11 protein-coding genes are annotated in these 12,553 nt (G+C 71.6%); 6 read left to right on the forward strand and 5 right to left on the reverse strand.

What is annotated here, in order from left to right; translation table 11 throughout:
- The first annotated feature begins 68 nt into the window (after nt 1–68).
- The 3 genes from J2S41_RS18910 to J2S41_RS18920 are packed head-to-tail and all read left to right on the forward strand — an operon-like array spanning nt 69 to nt 2,170.
- Nucleotides 69–434, forward strand: a complete 366-nt coding sequence (locus J2S41_RS18910) for a hypothetical protein (protein ID WP_310369210.1) — start codon at nt 69–71, stop codon at nt 432–434.
- 37 nt (nt 435–471) lie between these two features.
- The gene (locus J2S41_RS18915) at nt 472–945 is read left to right on the forward strand and encodes a hypothetical protein (RefSeq protein WP_310369211.1); all 474 of its coding nucleotides are present in this window, start codon (nt 472–474) and stop codon (nt 943–945) included.
- Nucleotides 935–2,170, forward strand: coding sequence for a hypothetical protein (locus J2S41_RS18920; protein WP_310369212.1), 1,236 nt, complete (start codon nt 935–937; stop codon nt 2,168–2,170). The genes J2S41_RS18915 and J2S41_RS18920 overlap by 11 nt, the downstream gene beginning before the upstream one ends.
- A gap of 1 nt (nt 2,171) precedes the next feature.
- Here the strand turns inward: J2S41_RS18920 and J2S41_RS18925 are convergent, their stop codons facing one another.
- Together J2S41_RS18925 and J2S41_RS18930 are read right to left on the reverse strand one after the other, a co-directional pair.
- Nucleotides 2,172–4,490 carry a beta-L-arabinofuranosidase domain-containing protein gene (locus J2S41_RS18925; protein ID WP_310369213.1) on the reverse strand — a complete coding sequence of 773 codons (2,319 nt, stop codon included), beginning with the start codon at nt 4,488–4,490 and terminating at the stop codon, nt 2,172–2,174.
- Between the two features lie 64 nt (nt 4,491–4,554).
- A complete protein-coding gene (locus J2S41_RS18930) occupies nt 4,555–6,033 on the reverse strand; it encodes a non-reducing end alpha-L-arabinofuranosidase family hydrolase (RefSeq protein WP_310369214.1) in 1,479 nt (492 codons plus the stop codon).
- A 370-nt stretch (nt 6,034–6,403) separates the two neighbouring features.
- Here J2S41_RS18930 and J2S41_RS18935 point away from each other — a divergent pair, with 370 nt between their 5' ends.
- On the forward strand, nt 6,404–6,805 hold the full coding sequence (locus J2S41_RS18935) for a DUF6069 family protein (protein ID WP_310369215.1): 402 nt from the start codon (nt 6,404–6,406) through the stop codon (nt 6,803–6,805).
- A 9-nt stretch (nt 6,806–6,814) separates the two neighbouring features.
- Here the strand turns inward: J2S41_RS18935 and J2S41_RS18940 are convergent, their stop codons facing one another.
- Nucleotides 6,815–7,435: a hypothetical protein gene (locus tag J2S41_RS18940; RefSeq protein WP_310369216.1), complete on the reverse strand. Its 621-nt coding sequence runs from the start codon at nt 7,433–7,435 to the stop codon at nt 6,815–6,817.
- A 511-nt stretch (nt 7,436–7,946) separates the two neighbouring features.
- Between J2S41_RS18940 and J2S41_RS18945 the strand changes: the two genes are divergently transcribed.
- Together J2S41_RS18945 and J2S41_RS18950 are read left to right on the forward strand one after the other, a co-directional pair.
- Nucleotides 7,947–9,467, forward strand: coding sequence for a hypothetical protein (locus J2S41_RS18945; RefSeq protein ID WP_310369217.1), 1,521 nt, complete (start codon nt 7,947–7,949; stop codon nt 9,465–9,467).
- 84 nt (nt 9,468–9,551) lie between these two features.
- The gene (locus J2S41_RS18950) at nt 9,552–10,277 is read left to right on the forward strand and encodes a GTP pyrophosphokinase (RefSeq protein ID WP_310369218.1); all 726 of its coding nucleotides are present in this window, start codon (nt 9,552–9,554) and stop codon (nt 10,275–10,277) included.
- A 16-nt stretch (nt 10,278–10,293) separates the two neighbouring features.
- On the opposite strand, the gene J2S41_RS18955 is transcribed toward J2S41_RS18950, so the two are convergent.
- Together J2S41_RS18955 and J2S41_RS18960 are read right to left on the reverse strand one after the other, a co-directional pair.
- Nucleotides 10,294–11,112, reverse strand: coding sequence for an SAM-dependent methyltransferase (locus J2S41_RS18955; RefSeq protein ID WP_310369219.1), 819 nt, complete (start codon nt 11,110–11,112; stop codon nt 10,294–10,296).
- Between the two features lie 93 nt (nt 11,113–11,205).
- Entirely contained in the window at nt 11,206–12,543 is a 1,338-nt protein-coding gene (locus J2S41_RS18960) for a jacalin-like lectin (RefSeq protein ID WP_310369220.1), read from the reverse strand.
- Nucleotides 12,544–12,553 lie beyond the last annotated feature (10 nt).

The following is a 12,553-nucleotide window of genomic DNA, read 5'->3' on the forward strand; positions in this document are numbered from 1 at the left end:
CCTCCCCCACGAGCCCGCGCCGCCACGCGAGCCTACTCGACCGTGGCACCGGCCACTATGGTGGAACGATGGACCCGTTGACCGCCACCGTCCTCGCCACCGCGATCGCGCCGCTGGTCAGCGGCGCCGCCGGAGAGGCCGGCCGGCAGGCCTGGCAGTCGCTGGCCGACCGCACCCGGGCGGTCTTCCGGCGGGACGCCGGCGAGCTGCCCGCCGAGCCGGAGCCCGCGCAGGTTCCGGCGGTCGCCGAGACGCTCGCCGCGCGGGCCGCGGACGACCCCGGCCTCGCCCGGTGGCTGCGGCAGTGGCTGGAGCAGGAGGCACGGCCGGCCGCGGGCCACGTGACGAACGTCGTCAGCGGCACCGCCGGCACGGTGATCATGGGCCGTGACTTCTCCGGCGGGATCACCATCGGGCGTGACGACGCCCGATGACGCGGGGGTAGCCTGGTCGTCCCCGGCGGGAGGGTCGATGACGGCGATATCGTGGCGGCGGGTCCCGGTGGGCGCGCAGAGCGGCCATTGGAACACGGTGCGGTACGAGCGGCGGATCCTCGTCGTCGTGCACAACATGACCGCGGCGAACCGGCTGGCCGACATCCTCCCCGTCTTCTCCGGCGACGTCCGCGTGCAGATGGTCTTCACCTGTCCCGGGTCGTCGCCGTTCACCCGCGAGGTCGAGGATTTCCTGTCGGCGCTGCCGGCCATCCCGTGGGAGCAGGCGGTGAGCACACCGTTCGACCTGGCGCTGGCGGCCAGCCACGGCGGCGATCTCCACGAGATAGCGGCGCCGCTGTTCATCTTCCCGCACGGCGTCGGCTACTCGAAATACTCCCCGCCCGGGACAGTAACCGGCACCATTCCGAACGGGTTGAACGAGCCGGGAGCCGGGAGCCGGGAGCCGGGAGCCGTTCGGCATGTCGCCGCGGTGGCTGATGCACGGTGAGACCGTCGTTCCGTCCGTTCTCGCGCTGTCGCACGCCGAGCAGCGGGGACGGCTCGCCCGGTGGACGCCCGCCGCGGCCGGCCGGGGCCTGGTGGTCGGCGATCCCTGCTACGACCGCCTGCTGATCAGCAGGCGGCTGCGGGACGCGTACCGGCGCGCCTACGGCGTGGACGACGGCAGGCGCCTGGTGTTCGTGTCGTCCACCTGGTGGAGCAGATCGTCGTTCGGCTCGGACCCCGGCCTGATCGCCCGGCTGGCCGCCGCGCTTCCGGTCGACGAGTACCAGCTCGTCGCCGCGCTGCACCCGTCGACCTGGGCCGCGCACGGCGCCTGGCAGGTCCGGGCCTGGCTGGCCGAGCCGCTGCGGTCCGGCCTGGTCCTGCTCGACCCCCGGCAGGGCTGGCACACCGCGCTGCTCGCCGCCGACCTGGTGATCGGCGATCACGGCGCGGTCACCTGCTACGCGGCGGGCTGCGGGATTCCGGTGGTGCTGGCCGCCTCGGCGGACGAGGAGGTCATCGCCGAGTCCGTGATCGGCCAGTTGCTTCGCACCGCGCCGCGGCTGCGCCCCGAGGGCGACCTGCGCGCCCAGCTCGACGACACCATCGCCCGGTTCGACCCGGAGTCGTACGCGGGCGTCCGTGATCTCATCTCGTCCGAGCCGGGCCGCGCCGCCGCGCTGATCCGGGCCGCCGGCTACGCGGCGATGAGCCTGCCGGAGCCGCCGGCCCCGGTGCGGCCGCTGCCGTTTCCGCCCCCGGACCGGATCACGCGCCAGGACCCCGCCGCCGCGATCGTCACCGTACGCACCGAGCCGGGCGGCGTCCGCGTGAGCCGCCATCCGGCCGCCGTCGCCCTGGAGCGGCGGCCACCCGGGTTGACCACCGGCCACCTGGTCGCGGCGGACGACCCGGACGGCCTCCCCTGGCTGGAGGCGGCCGATGTGATCGTCGGCCGCGCCCCGCAGCCGGAGGACGGCTGGGCCGGGCGGACGCTGCGCTCCTTCCCCGGCTGCGCGCTCGCCGCCGTACCGCTGGATGATCGGCGGTGTCTGGTGACCGGCCGGGACGGCGCGCGGCGGCTGTTCACCGCCGGTGCGGCGTTGCCCGACGCCGCGGTGCTGGCCTCGGTCGCGTACACGCACGACGCGCCCGCCGGGAGCATCCCCTTGATCACCCCGGCGGGCGTCGTCACCGTCGCATGGCGGCCGGTGGACCAGGTGTGATCTAGACCGCCACCACGCGCCAGGTCTTGTCGGGGCTGCCGTTGTCGGGTCCTTGGATGACCGGGGTGCCCCAGGCGGTGGCGCCGCCGAGCAGGCCGAGCAGTTTGCCGCTGTGGGCGTTGCGGATGCGTACCGTGCCGTCGCCGTTGTCGATCAGGGTCCAGCGGTGGTCGGCGGTGCCGTTGTCCGACCATTGCAGCACGCGGGCGTCGTCGCTGGTGGACATGGTGTCGACGCCGAGGACCTTGCCGCTGTTGACGTTGCGGAGGCGGACGTCGCCGCCGTCGGGGAGGCGCTCCCAGCGGTGGTCGGCGGTGCCGGTGTCGCCCCAGACGATCGCCGGGCCGCCGTCGGCGGTGGACATGTCCTGGATGCCGAGCACCAGCCCGGTCGCCGCGTTGACCAGCTTGTACGTGGTCGTGGCCGAGCCTGTGTTCCAGTACACGGTGTAGTTGAACCCGTGGGCGTCGTGGAACGGGCCCAGGTTGACGGTCTGCCCGTTGGCGGTGGCGGTGAACGCCAGGCCGCCGGTCCTGGTGATCGACGCGACGGTCAGTGACGGCAGCGCGGTCAGCGTGGTGTTGCCGTAGTTCCCGCAGAGCACGACCGGGCCGTACGTGACGGCCTGCACGTGCGGGGCGTCGTTGGCGGGCTTCATGATCACGCGCATCGGCAGCCGGACCGTGACGGTGTCGCCGTCCGCCCAGGCGCGCGTGACGGTGGCGTACCCGCCGGGGGTGGTGTCGATCGTCTGCGCGGTGCCGTTGACGCTGATCGTCGCGCCGGTCGTCCACGCGGGGATGCGGACGCGGATGCCCCAGGTGCCGCTCATCGTGCCGGACAGGCGCAGAGTGGTGGTGTCGGTGGCCGGGTAGGTGGTGGTCTGGGTGACGGTGATGCCGCGCTGGGCCCAGGTGAGCACCGACGGTACGAACAGGTTCACGGTCAGCGTGGTGCCGTTGTGGAAGTAGATCGAGTCCATCAGCTTCGTGTTGGTCTCGATGCCGGTGCCCTGGCAGCACCAGAAGCTGTCGTAGTCGGTGCTCCAGGTGCCGCCGCCCCAGGCCGGCCCGACGCCGCGCCGGCCGCCCGGGCGCAGCGGCGTGAAGTAGGTGATGTGGCCGTTGGCGCTGGCCGGGTTCTGTGCGCCGACGAGGTGGTTGAGCAGCGCGGTCTCGTAGTAGTCGAAGTACGCGGCCCGGTTCGGGTCGAGCAGCCACAGCTCGCGCGTGAGGTCGAGCATGTTGTACGTGTTGCACTGCTCGCAGGTGTCGTTGGTGAGGTAGCCGGCGATCGCGTTCGGCGGGCGGAAGTGCTCGGCCTGGCTGTTGCCGCCGATGACGTAGGTGTGCGCGCCGACCGTGATGTTCCAGGCGTTGCCGGCGATGTCCCGGTACCGGGTGGTGCCGGTGGCCTTGTACTCGCGGGCCGCGCCGATCCACTTCGGGACCTGGGTGTTGGCGTGCAGCCCGTTGAGCCGGTCCTGGCCGGCGGCGAGCGGATCGAACACGGCCCGGTGGTCGAAGCGCTGCGCCACGGTCAGCCAGCGCTGGTCGCCGGTCTGCTGGTAGAGGTCGGTGAGCACCGCGTTCATGCCGCCGAACTCGGTGCCCAGCATGGCCTGCAGCTGGCTGTCGGTGAGCCGCCCGGTGCGGGTGTCGACCCAGCCGGCGAGCGCGAGCAGCACGGTGCGGGCGCGGTCGTCGCCGATGTACCGCCAGACGTCGAGCAGGCCGGCCAGCGTCTTGTGGATGCAGTAGTAGGGAACGTTGCCGTTGGTCAGCGTGCGGTTCTCCACCGCGGTGATGTCGGACTCCGGGAAGCCGGACAGGTAGCCGGCGGTGAATCCGGCCGCGGCGTTGTTGGCCTGGCATCTCGCCAGCTCCGCGACCATGCGCACGGCCTTGTCCCGGCAGGTGGTGTCGCCGAGCACCGCCCAGGCCTGCGCCCACGCGGTGAGGAAGTGGCCCTGCACGTGCGACCGGAACGGGAAGGTGGGCGCGTCCCAGCCGCCGTTCGCGGCGGCGCCGCCGGTGGAGAGCCGGTGGTTGGCCCGGAAGACGTACAGCAGCCGCTCGACGTCGACCGCGCGCAGGTAGTTCAGGGTGCGGTTCTGGTTGTCCAGGAACCGGCCGGCGGTCAGCCGGACCTGCCCGAGCGGGAACGCGTACGCGCCGACGCCGAGATCCGGGCGGACCGGCGGCAGTTCGGCCGCGGACGCCGGCGCGGCGTGGGCCACGGTGGCGCCGGTGGCCGAGACGATCGCGCCGGCGCCCGCGAGGTGCAGCATCTGCCGCCGACTGAGGTGCGCGGAGGACATCGGAACGCTCCTTGGATGAGAGGGATGGACGGTGGCCCGGGGAGGGCGGGCCACCGTCACGCCGTCAGCGCTGCAGGGTCAACAGCCCCGGCCGGTACGGCAGCAGGCCGTAGTCGCCGCCCGAGGCCGGGTCGCGGCCCTGGTAGAGGAAGCGCAGGTTGCAGGGGTCGATGGTCATGGTCTGGTCCGCGCTGGTGCGCAGCAGCTCGCCGTGGCTGATGTCGTTGGTCCAGGTGGCGCCGCTGTTGGCGCGGCCGGCGAACGGGTTGCTCTCGCTGGTCGCCTGCGGGGTCCAGGAGCCGCCCAGGCTGCTCGAGGTGAACGAGCGGAAGTAGCGCCCGTTCGCGCCGATCGCCTCGACGATCATCAGGTACTGGTTCTGGCCCGCGACCTTGTAGACCTGCACCGCCTCGAAGAGGTTGTTCGTGGTGTCGCTCATGACCACGGTGGAGGTGGAGCCGAAGCTGCCCGGGAAGTTCCCGATCGGCATGCTGGCCCGGTAGATCCGGCCGTTGTCACCGGCGAAGAACAGGTACATGGTCGACGCGTCACCGATCACGGCCTGGTCGATCGGCCCGGTCGGCGAGTTGGAGATGCTGCCGGAGAACAGCGTCTGCGGCGCCGACCAGCCGTTCGGGTTCGTCGGGTCGCTGGACGTGCGGTAGGAGAACGCCGGCCCGCCCCACTGGTAGGCGAGCACCCACACGTTGCGCGGGGCGAAGTAGAACAGCGACGGGGCGACCGTGGCCGACGACATCGCGTTCTGCGTGGCCGAGCCCATCTCCGAGTAGTTCGTGAACAGGCTGAAGTTCATCGAACCCCAGGTCGTGCCGGTGTCGTGGGTGGTGGCGTAGACGAGCTGCCGGCCGTTGTACGGCGCCACGGTGAAGTCCTTGAGCGACACCCAGCCCGGCCGCGGCTGCGCCAGCGGACCGGTCGAGCTCCACCGGTACGTCGAGGGAAGCGAGCAGTTGCCGGTCGGCGGCGGCGTGGTGGGCGTGCCGGCGCCGAGCCGGACGAGCTGCCACTGCTGGTTGGTGCCGTTCCAGTCGCTGTACTGCACGATGTTGCCGCCGTCCGCGGTGGACGCGCCCTGCACCTCGATCGCCTTGCCGCTGTTGCGGTTGATCAGCTGGATGTAGCCGTCCACGTCCTGCACGGTGAACTGCTGGTTGGCGGCGTTCTGGTCGGCCCACTGGACGATGGCGCCACCGTCCGCGGTGGACCAGTTGTGGACGTCGAGCACCTTGCCGGACAGCCGGGACTTCAACCGGTACTGCCCGCCGCCGGAGTCGACGAACTGCCACTGCTGCTGGTTGCCGTCGTTGCGCGCCCACTGGGTGATCCGCGCGCCGTCGCTCGTGGCCAGGTTGTAGACGTCCAGCGCCTTGCCGCTGTTGCGGTTGACCAGCACGTACCACGCGCTGGTGTCGATGGTGGCGGCCGACGCCGCGGTGGCGGTCACCACCGCGGTCGCGGTGCCGACCAGCGCGGTCACGAGCGCGAGCACCAGCCCGTACCGCCGCCTATTCTTGATCTTCATTCCGTGCGTCCTTCCGGCCACCGCGCAGGTGGCCTGAATGGGGGGATTCGGGTCCATGAGAGCGCTAACATGGCGTGGCCACCAATATTGCCATCTCGTTTCATGACATTCAAGAAGCGTGATGGATATGCCGCATAGTGGCAGCTCAGAGCGATGGCTTAGCTAAGTCTTAAATGGCGCGACCCGATCAATGGCGCGTTCATAACAGTTTTTCAGTGGGCGAATCCAGATCGCTTTCTCCGACCGGCGGGCGGCCCGCCGGCACCCCGCCGGGAAAAAGTTCGTCGATCTTGTCGATCCGGTGAGGGTCGCGCTCGACCCATGAGTGAGAGCCGGCGCACGGCCGGTCCGCACACCTCGGAGGATCGACATGACCACCACCCGCATCGCCCCCACCGGCCTGCGCACGCTGCTGCTGGAGGGCGTCGCCGCGATCGCCGTCGCCAGCGCCGCCACCACGGCCGTCGCGGCCGCCGGGCGCGGCGCCGGGATCAGCCTGGACATCGCGGGCGCGCCGATCCCGCTGTCCGGCTTCGCCACGCTCACCGCGTTCTTCTCGCTGATCGGCGTGGTGCTCGCGGTGGTCCTGCGCCGCTTCGCCCGCCGGCCACGCCGCACGTTCACCGCCACCACCGTGGTCCTGACGCTGCTGTCGCTGGTCCCGGACGTGATCGCGGACGCCACCTGGGACACCCGCGTCCTGCTCATGATCACCCACCTGGTCGCGGCCGCGATCGTGATCCCCGTGCTCGCCCGCCGCCTCCCCCGATGAACCCCTGAATCAGGTGGTCGACGGAATCATGGTGTCTTGGAGCCAGTACCAGCCGTCGCCCAGCGACCACCGGGTGCGGAACTGGGAGCCGTAGCAGTCGTAGGTGCCGGCGGGCGGCGCGTCCCCGAGAAAGGCGAAGCCGCCCACACCGTCCGGCGTCGTGGTCCGGGCCGGCAGCAGCAGCCCCGACCCGCCGATCCGCGCCACCGAACCCTTGATCGACAGATGGCGCAGCTCCGGCGGAAGCAACTCGCCGTAGTAGGAGTCCGGGATCAGGCCGCCACCGGCCGCGACGGCGACGACCGCCGCGAAGTCGGCACGATGAACCCGGTAGTAGCCGCGCACCGACGCCGCCGTCCAGTCGACCGCCACCACGGCCGCCGCCACCACGGCCGCCACCGCCAGCCCCGCCACCGTCCGCTTCGGACGCCGCGGCGCCCACTCCCCCGCCACCACCATCGCGGTGACGATCGCCGCCGTCAGGTACGCCGCTCCCCGCACCAGCCCGGCCTCCGACGCCATGACCACCCGGGCGACCCACACCCCGCCCACCTCGACGGCCACCACCGCCGCCCACGCCGCGCAGACCAGCGCCACCCGGGCCACCACACCCCACACCCGCCCACCCACGCCCCACATTGAACCATCCCCCCACCCCCCTCTTCGCCCCGCGATCTAGGGCGGATTCCAGCGTTTCGATCTCCAATCACGTGAATCCGCCCTAGATCGACGGGGCGGTGGCCCGGGACAGGGCAGCGGTCACGGTGGGGCGGCGCCCGGACCGCGGCGAGATGCGTCGGGTCGAGGACGCGCGACGGTGCGATGGAGAACTGCATCATCGGACTCAACGCGGCGACCTGGGCGTCGAACTTGAAGCCGTCCACGCCGGTCTCGGCGATCAGCGCGTCCAGCCGTCCGGTGATCCACGCGACCGCGCCGGGATGCGTGAGATGGGTTGGACGGGTCGTCGCCGGCCGGGGCGAGGTCGCGCCGGAACGGCCGGGTGCCGAAGGGCATCCGTACCCCGTCCTCGATCGCGCCGCCCCACCAGCCCTCGCCGGCCTCCACGGGCAACTCCCACCGGTCCTGGGGGTCGGAGATCGCGTCGCTACCATGCTGGGTCATCAACGGGGAGGAATTCATGAATGGATTGTGGCGGTCGATGATGGCCGCGTGCGGGATCGGGGCGGTGGTGATCGGGCTCGGGGTCGCCGCGCCGGGGCCGGCCGGGGCGCAGGCGGTGGCGCCGGTGACGTTCAGCAACTGGGACGTCGGGATCGGCGGGCCCGGGCAGGGGCCGGACCCGGCGGGCAAGCCGGTGCGGATCGAGATGTCCTGGTGGGCGGTGCAGGACGATCCGGGTGATCCGTACGACTGGACGGAGTACGACGAGGTCGTCGCGCGGGCGGAGGCGGCCGGGCAGAAGATCCTCGTGCTGATCACCTACGCGCCGCCGTGGGCGAACGGCGGCCACACGCTGGCGGACGGGCTGGACCACTGGTTCCCGCTGCCGGAGTGGGACGCGGAGTGGGACGAGTTCGTCGTGGCGCTGACCCGGCGGTACGCGGGGCGGGTGTGGGCCTACGAGATCTGGAACGAGCCGAACCACGCCGCGTTCGGCAACTACGGCGGCGGCACGGACCTGGAGCGCAAGACCCGCTACTGGACGCTCGCGGACCGTACGTACAGCCTGATCAAGGACGAGTGCGAGGCCTGCACCGTGCTGGCCGGCGGCTCCGCGGCCGGCACCCGGCCGGCGAACCAGCCCGCGATCCCGGACAGCGTGCCGAACCCGAACTCGCCCGCCGAGTGGCTGACCTTCTACTACGCGAACGACTTCGGCGACGCCTTCGACGCGGTGGCGCACCACCCGTACCCGATCTGGCATCAGCGGCAGGGCCCGTCACAGTCGGACTGCGCGCGGCCGGACCGGGTCCTGTACGGCCCGTCCTACCAGCCCGGCAAGCCGTACCACCGGCAGTGCGGTCAGCTGGCCGCGCTGCGCGCGGTGCTGGTCGATCACGGCGAGGGGCACAAGAAGATCTGGGGCACCGAGTGGGGGTACCCGACGAAGTCCGGCATGGGCGCGTCGCACCCGTCCCTGGAGCTGATCCGGGACTTCGAGGTCGAGGGCGTGCACCGCTGGCGGGAGACCGACTACCTCGGGCCGCTCTTCCTGTACCAGTACCGGGACTCGGCCGGCTGTACGGACGCCGACGTGAACCCGGAGTGCCACTACGGCATCGTCCGCCGGGACGGCACGCGCAAGGAGCCGCGCTACAGCGAGCTGGCGAAGAAGGTCGCGAACCACATGCCGGCCTCGCTGACCACCGGCGAGAGCATCCGGGCGTACTCGGCGCTGCGGTCGCCGAACGGCCGCTTCCACCTGTGGATGCAGGGTGACGGCAACCTGGTGCTGTACGACTCGTCCACCGGCCGCGCGCTGTGGAGCGTGGTGAACAAGGGCGCCCGGCGCCTGCTCGTCCAGCCGGACGGCAACCTGGTGCTCTACAAGAACGCGGACACGCCGGTCGCGGTCTGGTCCAGCCAGACGCCCACCGCGGGCCGGGCCACGCTGTGGATGCAGGACGACGGCAACCTGGTGCTCTACCGCGACGACACCGGCCGGCCGGTCTGGGCCAGCAACACCGTGGTGAGCTGACCTGAGCAGGGGGCCGCCACTTCGTTGCGGCGAAGCGGTGGCCTCCCCGCACGTGGCCGTGCCCCGGCGGGGCACACTGGCACGGTGACGACGGAGCAGACCGGCGCGGGACCGCTCGGGGCGGACGAACAGAAGATCAGCTTCGACCGGTACGCATCCGCGGAGCTCGCGCTGCCGGACACCCGGCCCGAGGCGCTACATGAGCTTATGTCCGAGTTCAACCGGTTCATGATGGTTTACCGGTTCGGGATGGCCGAGATGAGCACCAAGGTCAGCATCCTGGCCGAGGAACTGTCCCACCGCGCGGCCGGCAACCCGATCGAGCACGTCAGCACCCGGCTGAAGACCCCGGCCAGCCTGACCGCCAAGGCGCAGCGGGTCGGCTGCCCGCTCACCTTCGACGCGCTCCGCGACCGGATCCGCGACATCGCCGGCATCCGGATCGTGTGCAGCTTCACCTCGGACGTGTACACGGTCGCCGGCATGCTGACCCGCCAGCCCGACGTCACGCTGGTGGAGACGAAGGACTACATCGCCGCGCCGAAGCCGAACGGCTACCGCAGCCTGCACCTGATCGTCGAGATCCCGGTCTTCATGTCCGAGCGCGTCATCTCCGTACCGGTGGAGGTGCAGTTGCGCACGGTCGCGATGGACTTCTGGGCCAGCCTCGAACACAAGATCTACTACAAGCACGGCCAGGACATCCCGGCCCCGCTGCGCGCCGAGCTGATGGCCACCGCCGACGACGCGGCCCGCCTCGACGCCCGCATGGAGCGCCTGCACCAGCAGATCCACGGCCCGCGTCAGTGAGCCGGCCGGGCCGGCGTCAGGGCTTGCGCCCGACCACCCCGTAGCCGGCCACGTCCTGGTGCCGGGCGCGCTGCCCCTCCGGGACGTCGGAGCGCCACTCCGAGGCGACCACGATGCCGGGGTCGATCAGTTCCAGGCCGGTGAAGAACTCGGCGATCTGATCCCTGGTCCGGGAGAACGCGTCCGTCTGCCCGGCCTCGGTACGCCGCCGGTGGTCGGCGGCGAGGTCCGGCGGGAGCGTGTCGGTGGAGAAGTGCAGCATGGCGACGTAGCTGCCGGACGGCAGCGCGTCGACCAGCCGGCGGATGATCGCACGCGACTCGTCGTCGTCCTTGATGAAGTGGACCACGGCGAACAGCATCAGCGCGATGGGCCGCTCGAAGTCGAGGACGTCCCGCACGTCCGGGTGACCGAGGATGCCGTCCGGGTTCCGCAGGTCCTCCTCGAGGTAGTAGGTGCGGCCCTCCGGGGAACTGGTCAGCAGCGCCCGGGAGTGCGCCATCACCATCGGGTCGTTGTCGACGTACACCACGCGGCACGACGGATTCACCCGCTGGGCGACCTCGTGCGTGTTGTTCTCGGTGGGCAGGCCGGTCCCGATGTCGAGGAACTGGTCGATGCCCGCCTCACCGGCGAGGAACTCGACCACGCGCCGCAGGAAGTACCGCCCCTCGCGGACCGAGATCCCGACGCCGGGGAACAACCGCTCGATCTCGCGGCCGGCCGCGCGGTCCACCTCGAAGTTGTCCTTACCGCCGAGGAGGTAGTTGTACCGGCGCGCGGAGTGCACCGTGGTGGTGTCGATCCGCGCACTCCGCGCCGCGTTCTCGTCCATCGTCGTCCCTTCCTTCGCGCGCTCGGCGCGGACCGCCGCGTCGCGGCCACCCTACCCTCCGCGCGGCCGGTCCGAGCACAGTGGACCGGCGGTTCACCGCTGGGTGTAGATCAGTCCGAGCTTGTCGATCTCGTCGCCGGCGCGGCCGTGGAAGCCGGCGATCTGCCAGCCGGACGGCGCGGTCCGGGTGACGCAGTCCGCGGTCGTGGTGCCGCCGGCCAGCGCCCGCCCGGAGCTCGTGGTGAACCGGGCCGAGAAGATCCTGGTGGTGTCGCTGTGCTTGCCCTGGCACAGCGACACCGAGGTCAGGTACTCCCCGGCGGCCAGCGTGAGCGTCGTCGCCGTGCCGCCGGTGCCGCCGTGGCGCAGCACCGGGCCGCCGGCCCGGGCCAGTTCGACACCGTCGACGCGCTCGCCGGCCCGCAGCGTGACCGCGGTGGCCCGGGCGCCGGCCGGGACGGCGGGGAGGTCATTGAAGTAGCCGCCGTGCGGGCCGCCGAACTGCTCGCTCATGCGGTACGCCGGGTTGGTCGACCAGGTGAACGCCGCGCTGATCGGGAAGTGGTCGCTGAGCATGAGGCCGTCGCCGGTCAGGAAGCCGGCGTGCTCGTTGTGGTAGTCCGTGGCGGTCAGCGTGAGCAGCCGGCTCCCCCGGTAGAGGATCTTGTCGACCACCTCGCAGGTGTCGGTGATCGCGGCCTCGTCGCACAACAGCGCGTCGCTGCCGGCCGTCGGCGCCACCCCGCCGCGCTCCAGGCGTACCCACGCGTCGGTCAGCCCGTTGGCCGCGGCGAACGCCGCGATCGTGTCCCCGCTACGGGTGTATCGAGTGTTCGTGTCGCCCATGACGATCACCGCGTTGCCCGCGGAGTGGCCGGCGATGAACGCGCTGAGCTGGTTCAGGTTGTCGGCCCGCGAGTACAGGTCGCCGCTGCTCACGCCCGCGTTGGTGTGCAGGTTGTACATGTCTACGTAGACGCCCTCGGCGAGCCGCGTGCGCATGAAGGTGAATCCCTTGGGCGTCAGGCAGTCGCCGGAGTCGAACTGGCACGAGTTCCACCGCGCGCGCTCGAAGTCGCCGGTGTCGTACGGCAGGTCGGACAGCGTGTTCAGGCCGCTGCCGATCCCGGCGCCGCCACTGGTGGGCGTCCGGTACGGGTGCGCGTCCGCCGCGTACAGCCTGGCGTGGTAGTTGAAGTCCTCCTGCACGTGCACCACGTCGTACGGGCCGAGGCGCTGCCCGATCGCGGTGGTCGCCGTGTCCCGCGGCGTCGGCGCGCTCGAAATCGCCTCCGGCAGCCCGGCGACGTTGTAGGTCAGCACCGTGAACGCGCCGCTCGCCGCGGCGGCCGGCGACGCCGTGGCGAGCACGGCGACGGCGGTCCCGGCGAGCGTGACGAGGGCGGCCAGCGCGGCCGTGATTCGCGACATGCACCGGACG

The organism is Catenuloplanes atrovinosus (assembly GCF_031458235.1).
Classification (GTDB): domain Bacteria; phylum Actinomycetota; class Actinomycetes; order Mycobacteriales; family Micromonosporaceae; genus Catenuloplanes; species Catenuloplanes atrovinosus.

Bases quoted from the DNA above. Each gene is read 5' to 3' on its own strand.
- J2S41_RS18910 (WP_310369210.1), top strand. From the start codon at position 69: ATGGACCCGTTGACCGCCACCGTCCTCGCCACCGCGATCGCGCCGCTG.
- J2S41_RS18915 (WP_310369211.1), top strand. From the start codon at position 472: ATGACGGCGATATCGTGGCGGCGGGTCCCGGTGGGCGCGCAGAGCGGC.
- J2S41_RS18920 (WP_310369212.1), top strand. From the start codon at position 935: ATGCACGGTGAGACCGTCGTTCCGTCCGTTCTCGCGCTGTCGCACGCC.
- J2S41_RS18925 (WP_310369213.1), bottom strand. From the start codon at position 4,490: ATGTCCTCCGCGCACCTCAGTCGGCGGCAGATGCTGCACCTCGCGGGC.
- J2S41_RS18930 (WP_310369214.1), bottom strand. From the start codon at position 6,033: ATGAAGATCAAGAATAGGCGGCGGTACGGGCTGGTGCTCGCGCTCGTG.
- J2S41_RS18935 (WP_310369215.1), top strand. From the start codon at position 6,404: ATGACCACCACCCGCATCGCCCCCACCGGCCTGCGCACGCTGCTGCTG.
- J2S41_RS18945 (WP_310369217.1), top strand. From the start codon at position 7,947: ATGAATGGATTGTGGCGGTCGATGATGGCCGCGTGCGGGATCGGGGCG.
- J2S41_RS18955 (WP_310369219.1), bottom strand. From the start codon at position 11,112: ATGGACGAGAACGCGGCGCGGAGTGCGCGGATCGACACCACCACGGTG.
- J2S41_RS18960 (WP_310369220.1), bottom strand. From the start codon at position 12,543: ATGTCGCGAATCACGGCCGCGCTGGCCGCCCTCGTCACGCTCGCCGGG.